This window comes from Allobosea sp. GW821-FHT03A12 (genome assembly GCF_058986765.1).
Genome location: NZ_JBYSVZ010000003.1, coordinates 389258 through 413578 on the forward strand (window position 1 = coordinate 389258; position 24321 = coordinate 413578).

Consider the following 24321-nt stretch of genomic DNA (forward strand, 5'->3'; position numbering starts at 1 on the left):
GACAGACGGACGGGATTGTTGACATGACTGATCTCTGCATTCGCCGGGCACGCCTGCGGCACAAGGGCGACGAGCTCTTCGACATCGCCATCGACGAAGGGCGCATCACCGACATCGGCCAGGCCCTCGCCGTCCGGGGCAAGGACGAGATCGACGCCGAGGGCAGCCTCGTCACCGAATCTTTCGTCAATCCGCATCTGCACCTGTGCAAGGTCTGGACCTTGCCGATGCTGGGAGACGGGGCGCTCACCGCCTATCACGGCTCCGACATGGGCAAAGCTCTTGCCGCGATCGACCTCGCCAGTGCCGTCAAGGCGAACTACGAAGCCTCCTGGATCACGCGCAATGCCCGCAAGGCGGTCGCCCTGGCGGCCTTGCACGGCAATCTCCATATCCGCGCCCTCGCCGATGTCGACAGCAAGGCGCAGCTCGAAGGGGTCAAGGCCCTGATCGCGATTCGCGAGGAGTTCCGCGGCATCGTCGATCTCCAAGTCGTGGCCTTCGCGCAGGACGGTATCCTCAAGGATCCCGGCACGGATCGCCTGATGCGCGAGGCCATGGCGCTCGGCGCCGATGTGGTCGGCGGGATTCCGTGGATCGAGTTCAGCGACGCCGAGGCCAAGCAGCATGTCGATTTCTGCTTCGACCTCGCCCGGGAGTACGATGCCGACGTCACCATGCTGCTCGACGATGCCGGCGATGCCAGCCTGCGCACGCTCGAGATGATGGCGGCGGAAACGATCGCGCGTGGCTGGCAGGGCCGGGCGCTCGCCCATCACTGCCGGGCGATGGCGCTCTATCCAGAGCCCTATCTGCAGCGGCTGTGCGGCACGCTGCGCCGGGCGCAGATCTCGATCGTCAGCGATCCGCATACGGGGCCGCTGCACGCGCGGGTGAAGGACCTGCTCGGAGAGGGCGTCAATGTCTGCCTCGGGCAGGACGACATCTCCGACGCCTACTACCCGTTCGGCCGCAACAACATGCAGGAGGTGGCGTTCCTGGCCTCCCATCTGCTCTGGATGACCGGCCGCCAGGAGATCGAGCGGCTCTACGACTTGGTCACCACCGCGCCGGCCAAGGCGATGAACCTGCGAGATTTCGGTCTCGCCGTCGGGTCGCAGGCGAACCTCGTCGTCCTCGGCCGCCCGGATATCATCGAGACGCTGCGTTTCCACACGCCGCCCAGACACGTCGTCAGCCAGGGCCGCCGTGTCGATCTCGCTCGCATGCAGCAGCTGGCGGACGCAGGCGAGGCAGCCCCGGCCTAGCCCGCAAAGCGGGCGCCGCCCGCCACCCATCACCCGATCCCTCATCCGTCTCGGCGCGCCCCGGCGCGCAACGGTCGAGCACGTCCTCAACCCAACCCCAAAAGGAGTTCAGAGCAATGGCCATCGATGTCGTGAAAGTGGAGATCAAGAGCGTCTCGGATGCGTCCGGCCTCGCCGACTACATCAAGGAGGGTCGGTTCAAGGCTGACGAGGTCGTCGCCGTCATCGGCAAGACCGAGGGCAATGGCGGCGTCAACGACTTCACCCGCATCCTCTCGGACCAGGCGTTCCGTGCCGTGCTGATGCAGCATGGCACCCGCTCCGAAGCCGAGGTCCGCGCCATCCCGATGGTCTGGTCCGGCGGCTGCGACGGCGTGATCACCCCGCATGCCACCGTGTTTGCCCGGACTTCGGCGACAGGCCTTGCCGACGAGAAGCGCCTCGTCATCGGCACGGCGCTGAGCCCGCAGATCCTGCCCGAGGACATCGGCCGCCCGGCCATGGTCGAGAAGGTCGCCGAAGGCGTGCGCCTGGCGATGCGCGATGCCGGGATCACCGACCCCAGGGACGTGCACTACGTCCAGACCAAGACACCGCTCCTGACCATCGACAGCATTCGCGACGCACATTCGCGCGGCCATGACGTTGCCTGCGATCTGCACGAGTCGATGGGCGTGTCGAACGGCACCACCGGCCTCGGCATCGCGGTCGCGCTCGGCGAGATCGAGATGCCGGCGGCGAGCGCGATCTGCCGGGATCTCGACCTGTACTCGTCGGTGGCGTCCTGCTCGTCCGGGGTCGAGCTCGACCGGGCGCAGATCGTGCTCCTCGGCAACAAGGCCGGCGCCGGCGGCCGCTACCGCATCGGCCACAGCGTGATGAAGGACGCTCTCGACGTCGACGGAATCTACGAGGCGATCCGTGATGCCGGGCTCGCTTTGCCCGAGCGGGCGCGCCCGGCCGATCTCGGCGGCAAGCTGGTGAACTGCTTCATGAAGTGCGAGGCGGACCATTCCGGGCGGCTGCGCGGCCGACGCCAGATCATGCTCGACGATTCCGACGTGCATCACCATCGCCATGCCAAGGCTGCCGTCGGCGGCGTCGCGGCGGCCGCGATCGGGGACCCGGCGGTGTTCGTCTCCGTTGACGCGATGCACCAGGGGCCGCATGGCGGCGGCCCGGTCATCGCCATCGTCGACATGGCTTGAGCCATGGCCGGCGACGATCTCACCCGCCTGCCGGCCCGCGAGCTCGCCGCGAACATTCGTTCGCGGCGGGTCAGCCCGGTCGAAGTCCTCGACGCCCATCTTTCGGTGATCGAGCGCTTCAACCCCGTCCTCAATGCGATCGTGACGCTCGCCGCCGACGAAGCACGCGCCGCTGCGCTGGCGGCGGAGAAGGCGGTGATGGCCGGCGACGATCTCGGGCCGCTGCATGGTCTGCCCGTGGTGATCAAGGACGTGACGCTGACGGCCAGGATGCGCACGACCTTTGGCTCGCCGCTGTTCAAGGATCATGTCCCAGAGGAGGATGCGGAGGTGGTCGCCCGCCTGCGCGCGGCCGGTGCGGTCGTCATCGGCAAGACCAACACCCCGGAGTTCGCGGCGGGCGCCAACACCGTCAACGCCTTGTTCGGCGCTACCCGCAATCCCTGGGACCCGACCCTGAGCCCGGCCGGCTCCTCCGGCGGGTCTGCGGTCGCGGTCGCGACCGGCATGGTGCCGCTGGCGCAGGGAACCGATTTCGGTTGCTCGATCCGGATCCCTGCGGCGTTCTGCGGCATCGCCGGCATCCGCACCACGCCCGGCCTGATCCCGAACCGGCCGATGCACCTGCCGGGCGACGCCGGCCAGGTGCACGGGCCGCTAGCGCGTGATGCGGAAGATGCAGCCCTGATGCTGGACGCCATGGTCGGGCTCGATCCGCTCTGGCCGATGTCGGCTGCTCCGCCCTGGCCGAGCGCGACCGAACGGATGCGGGCCAAGGCCGATCCGCGTGGCCTGCGCGTCGCCTATGTCCCGGACATCGCCGGGATCGGCGTCGATCCGGAGATCGACGGGATCTGCCGCGAAGCGGTGCTCGCGCTGGCCGGCGCGGGTGCTGAGGTGGAGGAGATCGGCTTCGACGTCTCGGACGGCATCGCCGCCTACAAGACCCTGCGCGGCGCCTGGATGGTCGGCCAGCAGCTCGACATGATCGAGCGCCTCGACGAATTCGGCAGCAATCTCGCCGGCAATATCCGCGACGGCCTCGCGCTCAGTGCGGTCGACATCGCCCGGGCCGAGCATGTCCGCGAGAGCATGATCGCGCACTTCGCGGCGCTGCTCGGGCGTGTCGACTTCCTGATCACGCCGGCGGCGCCGATCAGCCCGTTCCCGGTCGAGCAGAACTTCCCGGAGTCGATCGGCGGCAAAAAGCTCGCCAACTACATCGATTGGATCGCGCCGGCCTTCCTCGTGACGATGGTCGGCCTGCCCGCAGGATCGGTCCCGGCCGGCAAGACCCACGCGGGATTGCCGGTCGGCCTGCAGATCGTCGGGCGGCGCTTCGCCGAGCCCGAGATCCTCGCGCTGATGCGCGTGGTCGAGCAGACCAGCGCGATCGGCTGGCCGCCCATGACCCGCATGTAACCTGGAAAAAGCGGCTCGCAAGGTCGGCGTCCGCCCAAGTCGCCCCGTTGTTCGAGCCCCAGCAGAGGAAGATCGAGCGATGCGCATTCTCGATGCCAGGTTGACGCTGCCGCTGCTGGCCGACGCGCTGCGCTCGGTCGCGACGCGCGGGCGCCCGGCCGCAGGCGAGACGCAGGCGGCAACGGGCGAGGAGGAGCTGCTGCGCCAGGCGGAGCTGCTCCTGAGCGAGCCCGACGAAGCGTCGAGCCTCGCGCTCTCGCTCTCGATCATGCGCGGTTACAGCGAACTTGGCGTCGATGCCCGGCGTAGCTGGCTCGGCCGGCTGGCCCGGCGCTTCGGCCCGGACTTGGCGGCCCTCAAGCGGGCGGCGGAAGCGTTCGTCGCCGATCCCGGCGAAGCCCCCGCGGCCCGCCTGCTGAAGACCGCAGAGCCCCGACGCCAGGAACTCCTGCGCCGGCTTAATCACGCTCCCGGTGCGACGCATGCGCTGGTGCGCATGCGCGAGGACATGATGGGTGCCGCGGAGCGCGACGAGGCTCTCGCCGCGCTCGAAGACGATTTCGTCCATTTGTTCTCGTCCTGGTTCAATCGCGGCTTCCTGCAATTGCGCCGGATCGACTGGACGACGCCGGCGACGATCCTCGAGAAGATCATCCGCTATGAGGCCGTCCACGCCATCCCGGACTGGGCTGAGCTGCGGCGCCGGATCGATCCGCCGGACCGGCGGCTCTACGGCTTCTTCCATCCGGCGCTGGGCGACGAGCCGCTGATCTTCGTCGAGGTCGCCCTGACGACGGCGATCCCCGATGCGATCGGCCCGCTCCTGGCGGTCGACCGCGTGCCGATCGATGCGGCCATTGCGACCACGGCGGTGTTCTATTCGATCTCCAATGCGCAGCGCGGCCTGAGCGGCGTCGCCTTCGGCGACTTCCTGATCAAGCAGGTGGTGAAGGAGCTGCAGCGCGAGCTGCCGCGTCTCACGCGGTTCTGCACCCTCTCGCCGATCCCGGGGTTTTCGGCCTGGCTGCGGCGGGAGGCGGCAAAGCCGGACAGCGCCGTGATCTCGCAGCAGGCGCGCCGGCAATTGGCTCTGCTCGGCCGCCCGAACTGGCTGCGCAAGCCGGCGGCGGCCGCGCAGGTGAACCAGGCCCTGCTGCCTCTGGCCGCCCATTACTTCCTTGGTGCCCGCGATGCCTCCGGTCGGATCGTCGATCCCGTCGCGCGCTTCCATCTCGGCAATGGGGCCCGCCTCGAGCGCATCAATCCGCTCGGCGACCGCTCGGCCTTGGGCCTGCGCCAATCGCACGGGGTGATGGTGAACTACCTCTATGACCTCGGCGAGGTCGCCAGCAATCGCGAGGCCTTCATCGGGAAAAACCAGGTCGCGGCGTCGGCGGATGTCCGCCGGATCGCCGGTGCCTTGCTGCGCCGATCCGAGCGCGAGGCCAACACCAAAAGGAGCCGGACATCGTGAGCATGGCAAATCTCTTCGATTTGATCCGCTGCAGCGCCGTCGACCTCGACAAGGTCGCGATCGAAGGACCTGGCGGCAGCGCGCTGAGCTATGGCGAGCTGTTCGCGCGCGCGGCCCGGGCCGCCAATGCCCTCGTTGCGCTCGGCGTTCGCCCGGGTGATCGCGTCGCCGTCCAGGTCGACAAGTCGCCGGATGTCGTCGTGCTCTATCTCGCCTGCCTGCGGGCCGGCGCGGTGCTGCTGCCGCTCAACACCGCCTATACCCCGGCCGAGCTCGCCTATTTCCTGGAGGATGCCGAGCCGGCCCTGATGCTGTGCCGCCCCGCCGCCTTGCCGCAGATGCGCGAGCTGGGGCGCTCGCTCCCGGCGATGCGGGTCGAGAGCCTCGGCACGCGCCGCGACGGCAGCTTCGTCGATCTGCTGGAGCAACTGCCGGACAGCTTCACCACCGTCCCGCGCGGCGGCGACGATCTCGCCGCGATCCTCTACACCTCCGGCACGACCGGCCGCTCCAAGGGAGCGATGCTGACGCATGCGAACCTGGCCTCGAACGCGGCAGTGCTCGTCGCCGAATGGCGGTTCACGGCCGAGGATGTCCTGATCCACGCGCTGCCGGTGTTCCACACCCATGGCCTGTTCGTGGCGATCAACGTCGCGCTCCTGAGCGGCGCGACGATGCTGTTCCAGCCGGGCTTCGATGCCGATGCGATCGTCGCCGCCTTGCCACGCGCCACCGTACTGATGGGCGTGCCGACCTTCTATGTGCGGCTGCTGGAGCATGAGGGCGTCAACGGGAGCTCGACCGGCCATATCCGCCTGTTCGTCTCCGGCTCCGCCCCGCTGCTGCCCGAGACGCACAAGGCATGGGCTGCCAAGACCGGGCAGGTGATCCTCGAGCGCTACGGCATGACCGAGACCAACATGATCACCTCGAACCCTTATGAGGGCGTACGGCGCCCGGGTTCCGTTGGGTTTCCGCTGCCGGGGGTGAGCCTGCGGATCGTCGATGCCGACAGCGGTACCGGCTGCGGGGCGGGGGAGACCGGCATGATCGAGGTCGCCGGCCCCGGCGTGTTCAAGGGCTATTGGCGGATGCCGGAGAAGACCCGGCAGGAGTTCCGCAGCGACGGCTATTTCATCACCGGCGATCTCGGCAAGGTCGACGCCGAAGGCTATGTCCACATCGTCGGCCGCGCCAAGGACCTGATCATCACCGGCGGCTACAACGTCTATCCCGCCGAGATCGAGGCCGAGATCGACGCGATCGAGGGCGTCAGGGAGAGCGCGGTCATCGGCCTGCCGCATCGCGATTTCGGCGAAGGGGTCGCCGCCGTGGTGGTGCCGGGGGCAGGGGCGAAGCTCGCCGAACCCGACATCCTGGCCGCCCTGGCCCCGCGGCTCGCGCGCTACAAGCAGCCCAAGCGCGCCCTCATCGTCGACGAGCTCCCGCGCAACGCCATGGGCAAGGTCCAGAAGGCGGCCCTGCGCGAGACCTTCAAGTCCCTGTTCGAGCCCGGCTCCTAGACGAGTTTCGAAGGCGCCCGGCGAACACCGAACGCCCATCGCATCCGCCCATCCGAAGTTCAGCCTGCAGTTTCTCGTTTCCACGCAAGTAGAAGGGACATGTGCAATGGGTATGCTTCAACGAGCCGTCCGATCTGCCATCGCAACGGCGCTGAGTATGGTGCTGGCGAGCCCAGCCGTTCAGGCCGCCGATTTCCCGACCGAGCTTGCGCGGGCGCGGGCGCTCCGCGCCATCGTTCTCGGGCAGGAGAAGGCCGACCTCCTGATCAAGAATATCCGGATCGTCGACGTCTATCGTGATGGCGTCTATCCGGGCACGCTGCTCGTCAGCGGCGGCAAGATCGTCGCGGTCAATCCCGAGAAGGGCTCGGCCAAGGAGGAGTTCGACGGGCAAGGGCTCTATGCGGTGCCGGGCCTGCTCGACGGGCACTTTCATTTCGAATCGCAGCTCGTCACGCCGACGGCGCTCGCTGAGGCCATGGTTCCGCGCGGCGTCACCACCGTCTTCGCCGAATTCCTCGATCTGGTCAGCGCCGCCGGCGACGATGGCGTGAAAGCCGCCAGGACGTTGTTCGACCGGCATGAGGAGCTGCCCTATCGCATCTACCCGTTCGCGCCCGGCAAGAAGGTCCGGCTCGACTTTGTCAAGGAGATCCTCGACTGGGATTTCGTCCTCGGCCTCGGCGAGCTCAACCCCTCCAAGCTGTTCGACCGCAATGACGAGGATCTGCAGAAGATCGCCCATGCGCGCGCCAAGGGAAAGCTGATCTCCGGCCATGTCGGCGATGTCGGTCCGGAGCGGGAGAATTTGTTTCCCGCATTGGGAACGATGGACGATCACGACAGCTGGAGCGTCGGTGACATCAAGAACAATCTGAAGATCGGCCTGCCGTCCTTCCTCCTCTACGGCCTGCACGGCGTCGACAAGATCGTCCCCGGCATCGTCAACGAGCGCGTGCCGACCGAGAACATCATGATGTCGACGGACAATCTCTCCGTCGAGCACATGACCAGGATCGGCAATCTCGACGCCGCCGTGAGGGAATCGATCGCCTACGGCCTTGATCCGATCAAGGCGATCAAGATGGCGAGCTACAACACCGCCAAGCATTTCAAGATGGAGGACAGGCTGGGCTCGCTGACGCCCGGTCGCTACGCGGACATCGTCCTCGTCGACAACCTGCAGAGCTTCTCGCCGAAATTCGTCTTCAAGGGGGGAGAGCTGGTCGCCCGCGACGGCGCCCTGCTGAAGAATGCCAAGATCGATTATTCAGCCCTGGTGACCAAGGCCGCGAAAGGCCTCGACGGCTTCGGCGAGCGCGAGCTGCAGGTAGTGCCGATCGAGCGCTCCGCCGACGGGACCAAGGCAAAGGTCACGGTCTTCAATTTCTACGGTTTCGGGCCGCAGGGCTTTTCCCGCGACGAGTGGCTGCCGATCCGCGACGGCGAGATCGTGGCCGAGCTGAACGGCGAAAAGCTGCTGCGCTTCGCCATCGTCGAAAGATTTGCCGGGAACGGCAAGCGGCAGATCAAGACCGGCTACATCCGCCAGTTCGCCCTGACCAAGGGCGCGGTGGCGATTGGATTTTCGGCGCCGCGCCCGAACGTGATCGTGCTGGGAACGAACACCGCCGACATGCTCGCCGGGATGAAGGAGATCGACAAGGCGCTCGGCGGCTTCGCGGTCGTGGCCGACGCCAGCGTCAAGCAATCCCTGCCGATGAACATCTATGGGATGATGACGACATTTTCGGTCGAGGAGTTGATCAAGCGCTCGCAGGATCTCGATGCCGCTCTGGCGCCGCTGGGGCACGTCAAGTCGGGAACGACGATCAATTCACTGCTGGAGCTGTTCTACCTTGCCGATCGTCACGGCCTCCTCGGCTAGGGGCACCGTTCCGACCGGCTTGCGGTGCAGGCCGGTCGGAACGCCTTTAGTTCAGCGACATCGACCGGGGCAGCCAGAGCGCCAGCTCCGGCCAGGCCAGCAGCATGGCGATCAGCACGAAGGGGGCGACCAGGAAGGGCAGCACGCCGCGATACATCGCACCGAGGCTGATCTCCGGCGCCTGGGTTCGGATGACGAAGAGGTTCATCCCGACCGGCGGATGGATCAGCCCGATCTCGACGACGATGACGAGCAGCACGCCGAACCAGATCGGATCATAGCCGGTCGACAGCACCAGCGGCAGCAGCACCGGCACCGTGACCAGCACCATGCCGATGCCTTCGAGGAAGCAGCCGAGGAAGATGTAGAAGGCGATCAGCAGCAGCATCACGGCAAGCGGAGGCAGGCCGACTGTGGCGATCGACTTCACCACGGATTGCGCCATGCCGGTCTGTACGACGAAATAGGAAAAGATCGTCGAGCCCAGCACGATCAGCACGAGGTTGGCGGTGATCCGCGTCGTCTCGGTGAAGGCGGCGGTGACGTCGCCGCGGGCGAAGCCCCTGCGCAGCAGCCCGAGCAGCAGTGCACCGAAGGCGCCGACGGCAGCCGCCTCGGTCGGACTGAACCAGCCGAGGTAAATGCCGCCGAAGGTGACGAGGAAGAGCGCGGCCACGTCCCAGATATTCAGGACGAGCCGGAAGGCCTGCGCCTTGCTCTCGCTCGGCAGCTTGGGCGCCGCCTCGGGACGAATGCGAACCCAGAGCCAGACGGTCAGCAGATAGAGCCCGGTCAGGACGAGGCCGGGGATCAGCGCGGCGGCGAAGAGCTTGATGATCGAGAGCTGGGCGATGATGCCGTAGATCATCAGGATCAGCGAGGGCGGGATCAGGATGCCGAGCGTGCCGCCGGCCGCGACTACGCCGGCCGCCAGCGCCGGCGAGTAGCCGGCCTTGAGCATTTGCGGGATCGAGATCCGGCTCATCGTCGCCGCCGTCGCCAGCGACGAGCCGCAGACCGCGCCGAAGGCGGCGGAGGCGCCGACCGCGGCCATCGCGAGCGAGCCGCGCATGCCGGCGAAGACCGCATTGCTCGCCCGGAACAGATCGCCCGAGAGGCCGGCCATCGTCGCCAGCGCGCCCATCAGCGTGAACAGCGGCAGGACGGAGAGGGCATAGGCGGAGGAAAGCTCGAGCGGCACCGCGCCGAAGACGAGGCGCGCCTTGGCGAAGCTGTCGATCGCGGCATAGCCGACGAAGCCGACAAGCCCGAGCGCGACACCGACCGGAATCCGAGCGAGGATCATGCCGACGAGTGTCGCCATGCCGATCAGGCCGATGGAGGTCGCGCTCATGAGGCGGCTCCGTTGTTGCCGTGCAGGGCCGGCGGATGGGGGGCAGCAGCATCGTTCGTGCGCGGGAAGGCGCGGGTCTGCCCGACCGCGCGGCCGAGCACGACGAAGATCGAGACGACCAGCGCCAGCTCGATTGCGAGCAGCAGCAGGTAGATCGGCACCGGCAGATCGGGCTTCTGGTCGCCGAAGCGATAGGCGTCGACGAGCGGCTGGACCAGGGTCGCGGCCAGCAGAGCAAGGAAGGCGAGCGTCGCGATCTCGCCGGCGAGCCGCATCGCAGCCAGGGTTCGGGGACGGACCATCGTATCGAACAGGTCGACCTTGATCTGCTCGTCGCGGCGGAAGCATTCCGGCAGCGCCAGGAAGGCGACCAGCACCAGCGTGACCTCGACCAGGTCGAGCGTGCCGTGCAGCGGCTTGTTGAAGGCGAGCCGGGCGCCGATGTCGACCATCGTCCAGAGCACCATGACGGCGAGCGCCAGCGCTCCGGCCATGGTCAGGAGCCGCGCGGGGTCGAGACGGCGGAGCTTGCCGGGGCTCATTTGGCGGCACCGACGGCGGCGCGCAGCTCGTCATAGAACTGCCTGGCCTTGATGCCCTTGGCCTCGACCTTGGCGATGGCGCTCGCGGTGACCGGCCTGGCCAGTTCCTCGAACGCGGCCCGCTCGGCGCCGCTGAGCTCAGGGATATCGGCATTGGCTGCACGCAGATAGGCGCGCCCTTCCTCTTCCGCCTGGTCGTAGATCGCGCCGACCTTGCGGGCGGCGGCTGGGCCTGTGGTGTCGTCGATCAGCTTGCGCAGGTCCTCGGGTAGCGACTTGTACTTCTCCGCATTCATCACCAGCGCGAAGGTGCCGGCGGCGGCATCGAGTTGCGTCACCGATTTGACGCTCTCGGCCATCTGGAAGGATTTTGCCGCCTCGTAGTTGAAGAACATGCCGGCAATCGTGCCCTTGGACAGGGAGTCGGCCAGCTCGGCCGGCGGGATGGCGGCGGGCGTCGCGCCCCAGGCTTCCAGCATCGCCGAGGCGATCGGCCCGTTATGGCGCATGCGCAGCCCGCGCATTCCGGCGGGGCTCTTCACTGCCGGCCGGTTGAAGAACAGGCTCAGCGTCGGCGTGGCGATGAAATAGAGTGGCCTGGTGCCTTCGTGCTCGGCCGCGAGCTTGCCGGAGAGCTCGGTCAGGATGCCCGACGCCTCGGCTGTGCTGAGCGCCTTGGCGCTCGCCCCTTCGCCGCGATTGAAGGCATAGGGCAGATGCGAGATCTCGGTCAGCGGGAAGCGGCCGGGCAGGGCGCCGTGCAGGAAGAAGGCGATGTCGGCGACGCCGGTGCGGGCGAGGTCGTATTGCCGCGGCATCGGCCCCATCTGCGCAGCCGGGAAGATGGCGAGCTTGAGTCGGCCGTTCGAGCGCTGCGAAAGCTCCGTGCCCCAGGCTTCCAGTTGCTTGTGCATCTGGTGGTTCGGCGGCAGGTAATGCGACACCTTGAGCTCGATCGTCTGCGCCATGGCCACCGTGCTTGCCAGCGAGACCGCCAGCGCCGCGCCGAGCAAGGCGCCGATTACTCCCCGTTTCATCCTATCCTCCCCGTTCTGTGGTCTTGTTTCTTATGCTTGGTTCCTAGGCGGCCGTGGCCGGTATCCCGATCGCGGCGTCCGGCCTCGTCCGGCCGGTGACGATGGCGAGCAGCGCCCCGCAATCGGCGGGCAGCGCATCGCCGCGCCAGGCGACGTGCTGGTCGGGCCGGATCAGCGCGAAGCGCGCGCCATAGCGGGCTGGCAGGCGGCGGTCGCCCGGCAGCAGCAGTTTTACGGGCACGCCGAGGCGGGCGGCTGCGGCGATCAGCGGCGCTGCCTCTGCGCCATCGCCGGCAGTGGCGAGCAGGGTGAAGCCCTGGCCGAAATGGTCGTAGAGCGAGGAGCCGTCGGCGAGCCAGAGATGTGGCGCCAGGCACCCCGGATGGGCCGAGGGCACGTAGAGCATGAAATGCTCTACGGGCGGGGCGCTGCCATCGGGCACGATGATGGCCGAATCGTCGTAGCGCGTGCCGAGCACGATGCCGAGCGTGCGGAATTCGCGCAGCTTGGTCGCTTCGATGATCTCGCCGACCTCGCGTCGCGTGGCATCGCCGAGCGGACCAGGTTCTTCCAGCCCCGGCCGGACGAGCTGGTTGCCGACCGCGCCATAGTTGATCACGGCCTCGGCGATGGTGCGCTCATGCACCTTGCGCCGCTCCGCCGCATAGCTCGCCAGCAGTTCGGGCCCGCCCCAGCCCTGCAGCACCGCGGTGAGCTTCCAGCCGAGATCGACGGCGTCGCCGATGCCCATGTTCATGCCGAAGCCGCCGAAGGGCGGATGCAGATGGCAGGCGTCGCCGGCGAGGAAGACGCGGCCCTTCTCGTAGCGATCAGCGACCAGGCGATGCGCGACCCAGGGATCGCGGCCGACGATCTCGATCTCAAGGTCGGCGAGGCCGGTGCCACGGCGGATCAGCTCCACAGGATCGACGCTGGCCGGGTCGACATCGTTGGCGAGCTTGGTCGCCATGAAGAACCACAGGCCCTCGCTGTCCATCGGCCCGAGCAGCGAGGGCACGTCCTCGTTGACCATCCAGTACATGATCGCCGGGCCATGGGCATGGCGGGAGGCGAGATCGGGCGCGCGGAAGATGATGTTGTAGTTCTTCGAGAAGGCGCCTTCGCCCTCCATCCGGGCGCCGATCGCCTCGCGCACCGAGCTGCGCGCGCCGTCGGCGCCGATCAGATAGGCGCTCGCGGCCTCGCGCTCGGCGCCGCTGGCCACATCCTTCAGGCGCGAAACCACGCCGCGGCCGTCATCGGCGAATGAGACGAGTTCGGTGTTGAAGCGGATCTCGACGCCGGGCAGCGATGCCGCATGCTGGCGCAGCACCTCTTCCAGCACATATTGCGGCACCCATTGCGCTTCTTCCGAATAGAGGTCGTTGCGGGCGCGGCTGCCGTTCAGCGCATTGCCGAAGCGGGCGAGCTCAGGCCCGTTCATCCGCGTCGCGAACACGACATTGGAGGGATAGTCCGGCGGGATCGGCGAGGCCGCGCGCAGGGCATCGGCGATGCCCCAGCGCCGCAGATGCTCACGGCTGCGGACATTGGTGGTCTTGGCGCGCGGCGAATAGCCGACGCGGTCGTTGCGCTCGACGACGAGGCAGGAAATGCCGCGCTGGCCGAGCTCGATCGCGGCCGCGAGGCCGACCGGCCCGGCGCCGGCGATCAATACGTCGATGTCCTTGCCGGTCTTGGTCACGGTTCTCAGCTCCCCATGATCCGCGGTCAGGCCGCAGCCCGTTCGGCCGCTTCCTGCGCGATCGGGTTGACGAGGAGGCCGATGCCCTCGACCTCGACTTCGCAGACATCGCCGGGCTTCATGAAGAGCTGCGGCTTGCGCGCGACGCCGACGCCGGCGGGCGTGCCGGTGACGATGACGTCGCCGGGCTCCAGCGTGATCGCCTCGCTGATGATCGAGATCAGGCTCGCGACGTCGAAGACCATGTCGTCGGTGCTGGCGCTCTGCACCGTCTCACCGTTCAGCCTGGTCGTGAGCCTGAGGCCGCGCGCGCCGGGCGGCAGCTCGTCCGCCGTGACCAGGGCCGGGCCGAAGGCGCCGGTGCCGTCGAAGTTCTTGCCGACGGTCCATTGCGGCGCCTTGAACTGGTAGTCGCGCACCGAGCCCTCGTTGAAGACGGCGTAGCCGGCGACATGGTCGAGCGCGCTTGCCTTGGAGACATGCTTGCCACGCCGGCCGATCACGGCGGCGATCTCGCCCTCATAGTCGAGCTGGTCGGAAAGGTTCGACCGGATCAGGGGCGCCCTGTGGCCGATCAGGCTGGTCGCGAACCGTCCGAACAAGGTCGGATAGTCCGGCTGCTTGAAGCCGCTCTCGGCCGAGTGATCGGCATAGTTCAGCCCGACGCAGATGATCTTGCCGGGGCGCGGCACCACCGGAAGGAAGGTTATGCGTTCGGGATCGAGCACGGCCGAGGATGGCGCATCGTCGAGCGCCTTGGCGATCGCCGCATGGGCAGGCTCGCCGCCGGCGAGGAAGGCGAGCATGTCGCCAGGCAGGCCATGACCAGTCTTGGTGAGGTCGATCAGCTCCTGGCCACGATAGGCGGCGAGAACAGGCTTGCCGCCGCTCAGGATGGTGGCGAGACGCATGGTGTCCTCCTTGTCGGTGCCTCCAGCCGGTGCGGCGAGGCGATGAATGTCGGGTTCGTCAGGCGGCGCCGAACAGCACGGCGAGCCGCCGCTCGGCGAAGAGCCAGGTGCCGTCCGGCTCCCTGGCGTAGCGATCGGCGTATTCGGCGATGAGCAGCGGCGTCGCCGATCCCGCGCCTGGCCCGTCATGGCGGTAGAGCGTCAGCACGACCCAGCCGCGAGCCGCATCCGGAGCGACGGCCTCGATCAGGATGTTGCTCTGGACATGGCGCGAGCGGCGCTCGCTCATCGCGGTGCGCTGGCGGCCCCATTCGGCGATGGCCGCGCGGCCGACCTTGTCGGGCCCGACCCCGTAGAGCGCCCCATCCTCAGCGAAGAGCTCGCCGACCTTGTCCGCTTCGCCATGATCAATCAGCCAGGCATGGCGCTGGATCAGCTGCTCGATCGCGATGTGATCCTGCGGCGAAAGACCAGTAGCGATGCGCACGGCGCCGCTCACACCGGCAGCCCGAGATCGGGCGTCTCGGCCGGCTGGTAGTCGCCCCGGCGCATCGCGATATGCAGCGCGTCGAAGCTCTTGCCGCCCTTATGGGCCTGATAGACCCGCTCTGGATCGAAGAAGGTGCCGATCGGGTTGCCGGCGAAATCCGGCGAGGAACGCATCCATTCGCTCGACTGGCGCCAGTCGCCGTAAGTGTCGCATTGCAGCTCGACGAAGTTGCCTTCGGGATCCTTGTAGTAGATCGAGATCGTCATGCCGTGGTCGAGGCTGAAGGCAGGCTCGATGCCCTCGTCGCGCAGGCGGGCATAGGACGACATCAGGTTGGCGAAGCTCTCGTATTCGAAGGCGCTGTGGTGGATGCCGTTATGGCTGCGCTTGTCGGGATCGTCGCCGAGCCCGGGCGCCGACAGAAAGGCGACGCGGTGATTGGCCTCGTCATTGGTCGTCCAGGCATTGTTGGCGTCCTGGAAGGTCGGACGGGCGCCGACGACCGTGCCGTACCACGCCACCATCTCGGCGAGCCGGCTCGTCTTGAAGGTGACGTGATGGAATGCGGGCTTGATGATCTCCATGCTGTCCTCCCGAAAGGGCCGTCTCCCGGTTCTCCGTGGCGGCCGCTGCTTGTTCGTGAGGAATGGCTAATCGCCGCATAGATACCTGAACAGATGGAAAAATTGCAGGAGCGATAGCAGATCGGTATCGTTCGAATGGCATGCGGAGCCGGGACGGATGAAGCTGCATCATTTCGAGGAGGTGGTGGCGATCGCCGAGCGCGGCAGCATGCGGGCAGCCGCGCGGCATCTGCAGATCGCCCAGCCGGCCCTGACGCGCAGCCTCGCTATGCTGGAACGCGAGCTCGGCGCGCCCCTGTTCGAGCGGCGCGCCCGTGGCGTGGTGGCGACGTCGTTGGGCGAGGCCTTCGTCGCCCGCGCGAGATCGATTCTGACCGAGATCCGGCGCACCCGCGAGGAGGTCGAGCAGCTACGAGGCGCAGGCACCGGCACGGTCACGGTCGGGCTCTCGATCGCAGCGCATCTCGCCTTGCTGCCGCCGAGCTTGCGACCGTTCCGCGCCCGCTATCCCGACATCGGGCTGCATATCATCGAGGGCTTCTATCCGACGCTCGAAGAGCGGCTGCGCGACGGCACGGTCGATTTTTACATCGGCCCCGATGGCGGCGCCCAGCCGGTCCCGCAGCTCAGCCGCGAGGTGCTGTTCCACAACCGCCGCATCGTCTTGTGCCGCGCCGGCCACCCACTGGCGGCGGCGACCTCATTGCGCGAGCTCGTCGGCCAGGACTGGGTCACGACCTCGATCACCGCCGATGCCGGCGACGAGATCAACGCCTTCTTCGCCCGCCATGGCCTGCCGTCGCCGCGGCTGGCGGTGCGCAGCCAGTCGGCCCTGACCTTGCTGACCTGCCTCGCCAACAGCGACCTGCTGGCGATGGTCCCGGCGCAATGGGAGCGCTTCGAGATGACCGGAAAGGCGCTGATCACGATCAAGGTCGAGGAAGAGTTGACGGCGCCGCCGCTGGTGCTGATCCGGCGCTCCGACCTGCCTCTGACCCCCGCTGCCTTGCACCTGCTCGACCTGATGCGCCGGGCCACCTCCCGCCTGGCCGCGGAGACATAGGCCCCGCGGTTGAGCTTCGCCGGGCGGGAACGTCAGCGGGTCTGCTTGAGGGTCGCCACGAGCTGATCGACCACGCGGGTCAGGAAACCCAATTGCCGCGCATCGTCTTGCCCACTCGGGCCGCTCGATGGGGCGAGCCTCGCCGTTCTCTCGGCCAGATGGATGGCGAGATCCTGCGCCATGGCCGGCCTGGCTTCGACCACCGGCCAGAGTGCCTCGCGGCTGACTTCGTAGAGCACGACATTCGTCACCGCCCGATAGGTCGAAGTCTCGGCGGTCGCGGTCAGCATGCCGGCCTCGCCGAAATAGTCTCCGGGGGCGAGCTTGAGCATTGGGCCGCCGGACTCCTCGACCGATATGACGCCGCTGCGGACGAGCAGGAGTGCGTGGAGGACCTCGCCGGGAGACGCCAGCACGTCGCCGCTGCGATGGGTCCGTCGCTTCAGGCCTTGCGCCAGCTGCTCTTTCTCCGCCGGCGTCAGCGAGGCGAAGAGAGGCATCGCCTCGACCAGCCGCAAGGGCATCGGGCTTGCCGCGCCCGCTCCGGGCTGGGGGCCACCCGGCGAACCCTCGCGGCTCGATGCCAGCAGCAGATCGGCAGCCTTGGCGTGGCGGAAGACAAGGTCGAGCAGGTCGGATTTCGCCTTGCCGATCTGGGTGAAATCGGTGACCCGGAACGACAGCTCGAACGTCGCCGCATCGCCGTCGAGGCCGGTGGCACGCACGACGGGCGGCGGCGTCTGCAGGATCACGGTCGAGTTCAGTAGGGCGTTCTGCAGGGCCTCGCCGATCCGGGCCGGGCGCTGGTTCGGGACGAAGCGCAGCGTCAAGGTCGCGCCATGGCTCTGGTCCGGGCCGCTGCGGTTGATCACGGTCGACTTGGCGAGCTGGGCATTGGGCAGGATGACGAGATCGTTGGTGCCGTTGAGCAGATGCGTGGCGCGCCAGTTCATCTCGACGACGCGCCCTTGGGTGCCGTCCGGCAGCGCGATCCAGTCGCCGATCGCGAAGGGGCGCCCGATATTGATCGCCAGGCCCGAAAACAGGTCGCTCAGCGTGCTCTGCATGGCGAGGCCGAGGATGATCGCGACCACGCCCGATGTGGCGACGAGCGTGCCGACCGGAGCGCCGAAGACATAGGCGACGATCGAGAGCACGGCGCCGACATAGATGACGCCGACGATCAGGTCCTGAATGACGCGGACCTCGCGCGCCTGCCCGTCGAAGCGCAGGAAGAGGCGCACGCACGCGGCCGTGAACCAGGCGGCCATCGTCCACCAGACGAACTTGGTCAGCCCGATGAAGAAACGGTGGAGCGGCGGGACGTCGGCGGGCGAGGTGTCATAGGGCGCATTGCCGCTGCGGATCGCGATCGCCGTGATGAAGATCAGGAAGCCGAGGCGCAGCACCAGCGCATGGGCGGGATGCCCGCGCAGGAACAGGCGCAGCACGATGCCGCCGAGAACGGCGGCCAGGCCCGTCTGGACGATCGGGTCGGCCAGCATGTCGAGAATACCGGTTCCAGGCTGGAACATGCAGGGCGGCCCTTGCGACGGATCACGATGACGGGGCGAGCTGGACGGTCATGCCGGCGGCGAGCTCCTCCACCCGCTCCAGCGGCTCGAAGCGTACACGGAAGCTGTTGAGGTCGTGGTCGCCGACCGCGCGCGCCGCGCGCCAGGTCGCGAATTCGCCGAGGGGGCGGATCTCGGTGACGCGCGCCGGGATGCGGCGGCCATGGCTGTCGACAAGGTCGCGGCGGCTGCCGAGGCCAAGGCCGCCCAGCCGGTCCTCCCTGATCGAGAACGTGAAGAACAGCTCGTCGTCGAGATCGATGGTCAGGACGGGCCGGCCCGGCGGCAGAATCTCGCCGGGCTCGCCGACGATAGTTCCGATGGTCGCGGCCCGGGGCGCGAGCAGCTGCGTCTTGGCGAGGCGCGCTTCGATGTCCCGCACGGTCGCCTGTGCGACCAGAGCCCTGGCTTCGGCGAGGGTGCGCTCTTCCGCGGTCGGTCCGGCGATAGCCGCTGCATGTTGTGCCTTGCGGCTGTCGAGATCGGCCTGTGTCTTGTCCAGCTGGGCCGTCGATTCGTCGAGGCGCTGCTGGCTGGCGAAGCCGCGGCCGGCCAGGGCCACGGCCCGCTCGTGACTCTGCTGGGCGAGTTGCAGATTGGCCTGCGCGGTCTCGATCGCATGCGCCGCGATCTCGGCTTCCTCCCGCCTCACGCCGGAAAGGATCCGGTCGCGCTCGGCGGCTGCGCTGGCCGCTGCGGCCTTCGCCTCGTCCAGCGAGGCGGCGAGCTCGGGATTGTCGAGCAAGGCCAGCGGCTCGCCGGCCCGCACGCTCTGGCCGGGCGTGACCAGGATGCGGGCGAGCCGCCCCGTCACCTCCGGCCCGATGCGCAGGCGCGTCCGTTGGACCATGCCGGTCGGTGGCGCCTCCGGCTCGGGGAACAGCACGGAATAGGCCACCCAGCCTGCAAGAGCGCACAGGAGAACGAGGCCAACGGCGATCCTGCGGCCCGTCATGTCGTTCGCTCCCGGCCAAAGGCTTGCGCTGCCAGCATCGCCAATGCCGCATAGATGCCGGTCAGCAGCCAGAGCCGATGCCATGCCGGCGCGACATCGGCGAAGTCGGCGCCCATCTGGTCGAGCCGGACGAAGCCGCTGATCCCGCTGGTCGAGGGGATGGCGAGCGACAGCCGCTGCAGGATCGGCGGGATCGCCTCCGGCGGCCAGGCGATGCCGACCAGGAAGAACAGCGGCAGGCCAAGCGCGATCAGCAGCAGCACCGCCGTCTCGCGATGGCGGAAGCCGGCGCCGATGAACTGGCCGAGGAAGCTGATGGAGAGGACGAAGGGGATCGCGAACACGATGAGGTCGAGAATGTTGGCGCTGTAGGAGAAGCCGTAGAAGCGCGGCAGCAGGATAAGGTAGAGCGCATAGGCGGGGATCGAGAGCGCCAGATGGGCGAGGCCCTGTCCGATCACTGCGACAGGCCCGCCGCGCCGGCGGATCGCGCCGCGCCCCCCGCGCTCATGGGCGACACCGCCGAGCGTCGCCACGCCCATCAATAGCGTCTGCTGCAGGATCAGGATGAAGGCGGCGGGGACGATGTAGCTGGCATAGCCGCCGGTCGGGTTGAACAAGGGCTGGTTGAGAATCTCGACCGGCGAGACGCGATTGAGCGAGTTGCGCGCGAGGCTGCCGTCGCTGCGTGCGCCGCCGCCGGCGAGATCGGCGCTCAGCTTGCCGGCCGCCTCGGCGAAGCCCTGGGCGGTGCGGTTGTAGAGCAGGAAATAGGCGGCATCGACATGGGCCGAGACCCGTGCCGGATTGCCCTTCAGCACCTCGCGCTCGGTGCCTTGCGGAATGCCGAGGATGCCGAAGACCTCGCGTCGGTCGAGCGCCTCGCGCGCCTCGGCGAGGGTGGTCGGGCGCAGCGCGACCCTGATCGCCTCGTCCGCGTCGAGCTCCATCACCAGCCTTCGACTGATGTCGCTGTTGTCGGCATCGACGACGGCCACCGGGACCTTGCGGATGAGCTGCCCGATATAGGGCTGCGGATAGAGCGCAGCATAGAGCACCGGCGCCATCACGATCAGGCCGAAGGCGCCGCTATCTCTCAGCACCCTGCGGATCTCGCCGGTGAAGGCGCCGACGAGGCCGCGCCCGCCCGGATCGGGCGTGGCCGGGGCGGGCGGCTTGGCCAGGCCATCGCGGCTGCGCTTGCGCATCAGCAGCAGGCCGAGAGTGAAGTAGCCCAAAGCGAGGCCGGTCAGGGCGAGGAGCGGCGGGGCCGAGACCGCGACGGGAACGCCGCGCGCAGCCTGGTCGACGAGGATCTGCACATACCAGCGCAGCGGCAGCATCGCCCCCCAGGCATGGGCGAAGCCGTTCATCGCCAGCAAGGGGAAGCCGAGGCCGGCGAAGCCGAAGGCCGGCGAGCAGATCAGCCCCGTCAGCGACAGGCCGACGGCGAGATTCCTGACGAGGAGCTGCAGCATTGCGCCCAGCGCGAGATAGGCCGACAGCATCAGGACAGCGGCCAGGCCGAGCAGGCCGGAATCGCCGCGGAACGGGATCTCGAAATAGCCACGGATGATCGCGCTGACGATCGTCATCTGAAGGGCGAAGATCAGGAGATAGGGCGCGAGCTTGCCTGCCATGGCGGCAAAGGCGCTGCCGCCGGCGGTCTCGATCCAGTCGTCCTCGCGGCTGCGGCCGAACTCGGAGCCGACGGCATAGCCGCCGGCGATCGCGACGATGACATGCAGTACCGTGGGCAGGATCGCCCGCAGCAGGAACTGGATGTAGTTCAGGGCCGGATTGGTCAGCACATAGGATTCGACCACGATCTTGCCGGGCGCGGCCGAGGCAGCCGGCGCCGAGACCAGCGCCACGTCCGCGCCGGCGGCGTTGAGAGCCGATTGCAGCGCGTTGGAGGCGATATTGCCCGGTGTGTAGAATTGCTTGTTGTGGAAGATAACGACCTTCGGACGCTTCTGCGCCAGCAAATCGTGCTCGAAGTCGCGCGGGATATGGACCGCGGCGATTGCCTCGCCGGAGCGGATCGCGTGCATGGCGCCCGTGAGATCGTTCGAGCGCGCGACGATCCTGACATTCGGGGCGGCGTCGATCGCCTGCACGAACAGCGCCGACGCGCGGGAGCGATCCTGATCGACGACGTCGACGCCGAGATCGCGCACCACGGCATTGCGGAACGTCGCGGAGAGCAGCCCGAAGGCGAGCAGCGGCAGCACGATGACGATCAGCCGTGCGACCCGGTCGCGCCAGAGCCAGCGTGCCTCGCGCGTCGCAACCGCGAGGAAGCCTGCGCTCATCGCCTGCCGCTCCAGTCGGAGTAGACGCTCATGCCCGGCCGCAGGCCCGGCAGCGGCGCGACCGGATAGGCCCTGACCTCGAAGGTCCGCAGGTCGAAATCGCCGGTCGCGCGCGTCGCCCGCCAGCCGGCATACTCGCCGCGTGTCGCGATTGTTTTCACCGCGACCGTGACCTGTCGGTCGCCCAGGGCCGGGATGCGGACATCGAAGCGATCGCCGGCCTTCAGGCCGCGCACGAGATCCTCGCGCAGGTCGAAGCGCAGCCAGACGTCGGAGAGATCGACGAGCGACAGCAGCGGCACGCCCGGCGAGACATATTCGCCGACCTCGGCGCTGACCTGGTAGACCTCCGCCGCCAGCGGCGCCGGGACCGCGAGCTCCGCGACCTGCGAGCGCAGCGTGGTGACGGCGGCGACGGCCTTGACGACACCAGCCTTCGCCACGCCGCGCTCCTCGGCCGTGTAGCCGTTGACGGCCTCCTCATAGGAGAGCTTGGCCTGCTCGGCGCCGCGCCGGGCGACGTCGAGCGAGGCGGTGACCTCGTCGAGCCGCTGCACCGAGGCGAAGTCGCGTTCGGTGAGCTGCTTCGTGCGGTCATAGGTCTGCTGGGCGAGCTTGAGATTGGCGTCGGCCGAGGCGACGGCCGCCTTGCGCACGACGATGGTCTCGGGGCGCGTGCCGGTCTCGATGCGCAGCAGGTCGGCTTCAGCGACCTGCTGCGCGGCTTGCGCCTCGGCCAGCTTGGTCAGGAGCTGCGGATTGTCGATCTCGACCAGGATTTGGCCGGCGGCGACGGCCACGCCACGATTGGCCGGTCGCTGCTTCACGCGGCCGTCGACGCGTGCGGCGATGTCGATCCGCGTCGCATCCGCTTCGCCCTGGATCAGGAGCGGCTGCGGCTGGACCAGATACCAGAGCGACAGGCCGACGATTCCGGCGACCAGCAGCGTGACCACAATGGCTCCAACCATGCCGCTGCGCGGCGCAGCCTGAGCCCCGCTTTTGTCCTCGCCGGCCTCTCGCTCGGTATTCGTCATAGTTGCAGCCTTGCAGTCAGGGCTATGCGAGAACGGGCCGGCTGGGGACGGCGGCATCCAACTCTGATTGCAGTCGGCATGGACATCAAGGCCGGATGCTGGCGGGCTACTGGCCGGCTCTGGCTGCAGCAGTGATGTCGAGCGTCAGCATTCATAGGCCGCTCTTATGAATACATAGGGTTTATCGGGATTGCCGGAGGTCTCAGGCCCGGCGAGCTTTGTGTCGCCAGGGCGCCACGCTGCATGGATGGCGCGAGAACAGGAGGCGACGCCATGAAGCGCGACATTCTCGGCCGGACTGCGAAGACCCTTGCCATGGCCGCAGCCTGCGGCCTGGGCCTCGGTCTCTCCGCGGCGCAGGCAGGGCCGACGGTTTCCGTCGAGGGCGGGACGCTGGAAGGCGTCACCAAGGGCGGCGTCGAGCAGTTCCTCGGCGTGCCCTTCGCAGCGCCGCCTGTCGGCGAGCTGCGCTGGGCCAAGCCCGCGCCGGTAAAGTCCTGGTCGGGCACGCGCCCTGCGACGGCCTATGCGAGCAAATGCGTCCAGAACGGCTGGGTGAAGCCGGTCCAGCTCTATCGCGACGAGGACTGCCTCTATCTCAACCTCTACCGCCCGGCGGCTGCCGCAGCGGCGCCCCGTCCCGTGCTGGTCTGGTTCCATGGTGGGGCTTCCGTCGCCGGCGCCTCGCAGGACATCGACGGCTCGGTCTTCGCGCAGAAGGCTGATCATGTCGTGATCGGCGTCAACTACCGGCTCGGCGCCTTCGGCCTGGCCTCTTTTGCGCAGTCGGGCAGCAATTTCTGGCTAATGGACCAGCAGGCCGCCTTGCGCTGGGTCAAGGCGAACGCCAGGGCGTTCGGTGGCGATCCTGATCACGTCACGATCATCGGGCAGTCGGCCGGCGCCTATTCGGTGGCGGCGCATATGGTCTCGCCGGAGAGTGCCGGGCTGTTCCACCGAGCGGTCGCCATGAGCCTGCCGGTCGGCCCGCTCCATTCTTCGCTCACGGCGGAGGAGGAGCAGAAGAAGGGGCCGACGGCGCGGATGGTCGAGAAGGCCGGATGCGGTGCGGCCGCAGATGTCCTCGCCTGCATGCGCGGCAAATCCACCGAAGAGGTCTTCGAGGCCGGCGGCGGCGCGGCGACGCGGGCAGCCGGCTGGCAGATGGTCGTCGACGGAAAGACCATCCCCGACACGCCGATGAAACTGTTCGGCCGCGGCGAATACCAGAAGGTGCCGGTGCTCGTCGGCTTCACCAGCCAGGAGCAGGGCTTCTTCCTGCAGGCCCGCCGGGCCAGCGGCCAGCCGTCTCTCACCACCGACGCCGTGGCGAAGACCATCGCCTCGCGGCCGAATGGGGCGCGGCTCGCCGAAATCTACAATGCTGCGACTTATGGCTCCCCGACCCGCACCGACATCGCGCTGGCCAGCGATCGCTGGGGCTGCGAGGTCCGGCACTGGATCAAGGCCGTCGCGGGCGCGACCCCGGTCTTCTCCTACGAGTTCGCCGATCCGAAGGCACCGACGACGATCTTCCATGTCGACGAGCCCGTCGACGGACCGTTCCACAATTCGGACATCCCTTACGTATTCCAGCGCGGCTACCCGAACGAGCAGCAGGCCGACGCCCCGGCCTGGACGCCGGCGCAGAGGGCCCTGTCGGACCGGATGCTGGATTATGTCGCCCGCTTCTCGAAGAGCAGCGCGCCATCGGCCGACTGGCCGAAGGTGGAGACCATGGTCCTGCATCCCGAGGGCGACAGGATCGAAGCCGATACGGCCTTCGCCAAGCGCCATTCCTGCGAAGTCTGGGAACGCTAGGACGCTTTCCGTTCAACCTGCATTGTCATCGGGAGCGGGCCCTTCGGGGCCCGCTTATGTTTTCAGATAGGTATTTACGGTCACGCCGGGCCGATCGAGACAGTCCGTCACGCCCTGTTGATCTCCACTCGAATTCGTGCAATTAAATGA

Annotated in this window: 19 protein-coding genes; 8 read left to right on the forward strand and 11 right to left on the reverse strand. The window is 68.0% G+C overall.

Annotated elements, in window-relative coordinates; translation table 11 throughout:
* The first annotated feature begins 23 nt into the window (after positions 1–23).
* The 6 genes from AC3WLC_RS09565 to AC3WLC_RS09590 all read left to right on the forward strand — a co-directional run bounded on the left by AC3WLC_RS09565 (position 24) and on the right by AC3WLC_RS09590 (position 8783).
* The gene (locus tag AC3WLC_RS09565; protein WP_493683692.1) at positions 24–1268 is read left to right on the forward strand and encodes an amidohydrolase family protein; all 1245 of its coding nucleotides are present in this window, start codon (positions 24–26) and stop codon (positions 1266–1268) included.
* A 116-nt stretch (positions 1269–1384) separates the two neighbouring features.
* Positions 1385–2476 carry a cyanuric acid amidohydrolase gene (gene atzD, locus AC3WLC_RS09570; RefSeq protein WP_493683693.1) on the forward strand — a complete coding sequence of 364 codons (1092 nt, stop codon included), beginning with the start codon at positions 1385–1387 and terminating at the stop codon, positions 2474–2476.
* A 3-nt stretch (positions 2477–2479) separates the two neighbouring features.
* Positions 2480–3898 (forward strand): amidase, encoded by a 1419-nt coding sequence (locus tag AC3WLC_RS09575; RefSeq protein WP_493683694.1) that lies wholly within the window; start codon positions 2480–2482, stop codon positions 3896–3898.
* Between the two features lie 79 nt (positions 3899–3977).
* The gene (locus tag AC3WLC_RS09580) at positions 3978–5372 is read left to right on the forward strand and encodes a malonyl-CoA decarboxylase (RefSeq protein ID WP_493683695.1); all 1395 of its coding nucleotides are present in this window, start codon (positions 3978–3980) and stop codon (positions 5370–5372) included.
* Positions 5373–5374: 2 nt separating this feature from the next.
* Complete coding sequence (locus tag AC3WLC_RS09585; RefSeq protein WP_493684525.1) at positions 5375–6895, forward strand: malonate--CoA ligase; 1521 nt, start codon at positions 5375–5377, stop codon at positions 6893–6895.
* Positions 6896–7052: 157 nt separating this feature from the next.
* Positions 7053–8783, forward strand: coding sequence for an adenine deaminase C-terminal domain-containing protein (locus AC3WLC_RS09590; RefSeq protein ID WP_493683696.1), 1731 nt, complete (start codon positions 7053–7055; stop codon positions 8781–8783).
* 46 nt (positions 8784–8829) lie between these two features.
* Here the strand turns inward: AC3WLC_RS09590 and AC3WLC_RS09595 are convergent, their stop codons facing one another.
* Genes AC3WLC_RS09595 through AC3WLC_RS09625 form a run of 7 tightly spaced genes read right to left on the reverse strand, consistent with a single transcriptional unit; the run spans position 8830 to position 15406 of the window.
* Positions 8830–10137 carry a TRAP transporter large permease gene (locus AC3WLC_RS09595; protein ID WP_493683697.1) on the reverse strand — a complete coding sequence of 436 codons (1308 nt, stop codon included), beginning with the start codon at positions 10135–10137 and terminating at the stop codon, positions 8830–8832.
* Positions 10134–10679, reverse strand: a complete 546-nt coding sequence (locus AC3WLC_RS09600) for a TRAP transporter small permease (protein WP_493683698.1) — start codon at positions 10677–10679, stop codon at positions 10134–10136. The genes AC3WLC_RS09595 and AC3WLC_RS09600 overlap by 4 nt, the downstream gene beginning before the upstream one ends.
* Positions 10676–11716: a TRAP transporter substrate-binding protein gene (locus AC3WLC_RS09605; protein ID WP_493683699.1), complete on the reverse strand. Its 1041-nt coding sequence runs from the start codon at positions 11714–11716 to the stop codon at positions 10676–10678. Before AC3WLC_RS09605 ends, AC3WLC_RS09600 begins: the two co-directional genes overlap by 4 nt.
* A gap of 43 nt (positions 11717–11759) precedes the next feature.
* Positions 11760–13421 carry an FAD-dependent monooxygenase gene (locus AC3WLC_RS09610; RefSeq protein ID WP_493683700.1) on the reverse strand — a complete coding sequence of 554 codons (1662 nt, stop codon included), beginning with the start codon at positions 13419–13421 and terminating at the stop codon, positions 11760–11762.
* Between the two features lie 26 nt (positions 13422–13447).
* Positions 13448–14332 (reverse strand): fumarylacetoacetate hydrolase family protein, encoded by an 885-nt coding sequence (locus tag AC3WLC_RS09615; RefSeq protein WP_493683701.1) that lies wholly within the window; start codon positions 14330–14332, stop codon positions 13448–13450.
* A gap of 58 nt (positions 14333–14390) precedes the next feature.
* Positions 14391–14819 (reverse strand): nuclear transport factor 2 family protein, encoded by a 429-nt coding sequence (locus tag AC3WLC_RS09620; RefSeq protein ID WP_493683702.1) that lies wholly within the window; start codon positions 14817–14819, stop codon positions 14391–14393.
* An 8-nt stretch (positions 14820–14827) separates the two neighbouring features.
* Positions 14828–15406, reverse strand: coding sequence for a VOC family protein (locus AC3WLC_RS09625; RefSeq protein ID WP_493683703.1), 579 nt, complete (start codon positions 15404–15406; stop codon positions 14828–14830).
* A gap of 157 nt (positions 15407–15563) precedes the next feature.
* Between AC3WLC_RS09625 and AC3WLC_RS09630 the strand changes: the two genes are divergently transcribed.
* Positions 15564–16469 carry a LysR substrate-binding domain-containing protein gene (locus AC3WLC_RS09630; RefSeq protein WP_493683704.1) on the forward strand — a complete coding sequence of 302 codons (906 nt, stop codon included), beginning with the start codon at positions 15564–15566 and terminating at the stop codon, positions 16467–16469.
* 32 nt (positions 16470–16501) lie between these two features.
* On the opposite strand, the gene AC3WLC_RS09635 is transcribed toward AC3WLC_RS09630, so the two are convergent.
* Genes AC3WLC_RS09635 through AC3WLC_RS09650 form a run of 4 tightly spaced genes read right to left on the reverse strand, consistent with a single transcriptional unit; the run spans position 16502 to position 22350 of the window.
* A complete protein-coding gene (locus tag AC3WLC_RS09635) occupies positions 16502–18004 on the reverse strand; it encodes a mechanosensitive ion channel domain-containing protein (protein ID WP_493683705.1) in 1503 nt (500 codons plus the stop codon).
* 22 nt (positions 18005–18026) lie between these two features.
* The gene (locus AC3WLC_RS09640) at positions 18027–18998 is read right to left on the reverse strand and encodes an HlyD family secretion protein (RefSeq protein WP_493683706.1); all 972 of its coding nucleotides are present in this window, start codon (positions 18996–18998) and stop codon (positions 18027–18029) included.
* On the reverse strand, positions 18995–21313 hold the full coding sequence (locus AC3WLC_RS09645; RefSeq protein WP_493683707.1) for an ABC transporter permease: 2319 nt from the start codon (positions 21311–21313) through the stop codon (positions 18995–18997). Before AC3WLC_RS09645 ends, AC3WLC_RS09640 begins: the two co-directional genes overlap by 4 nt.
* Positions 21310–22350, reverse strand: a complete 1041-nt coding sequence (locus AC3WLC_RS09650; protein ID WP_493683708.1) for an HlyD family secretion protein — start codon at positions 22348–22350, stop codon at positions 21310–21312. Before AC3WLC_RS09650 ends, AC3WLC_RS09645 begins: the two co-directional genes overlap by 4 nt.
* 273 nt (positions 22351–22623) lie before the next feature.
* Between AC3WLC_RS09650 and AC3WLC_RS09655 the strand changes: the two genes are divergently transcribed.
* Positions 22624–24171 carry a carboxylesterase/lipase family protein gene (locus AC3WLC_RS09655; RefSeq protein ID WP_493683709.1) on the forward strand — a complete coding sequence of 516 codons (1548 nt, stop codon included), beginning with the start codon at positions 22624–22626 and terminating at the stop codon, positions 24169–24171.
* The last annotated feature ends 150 nt before the right edge of the window (positions 24172–24321 follow it).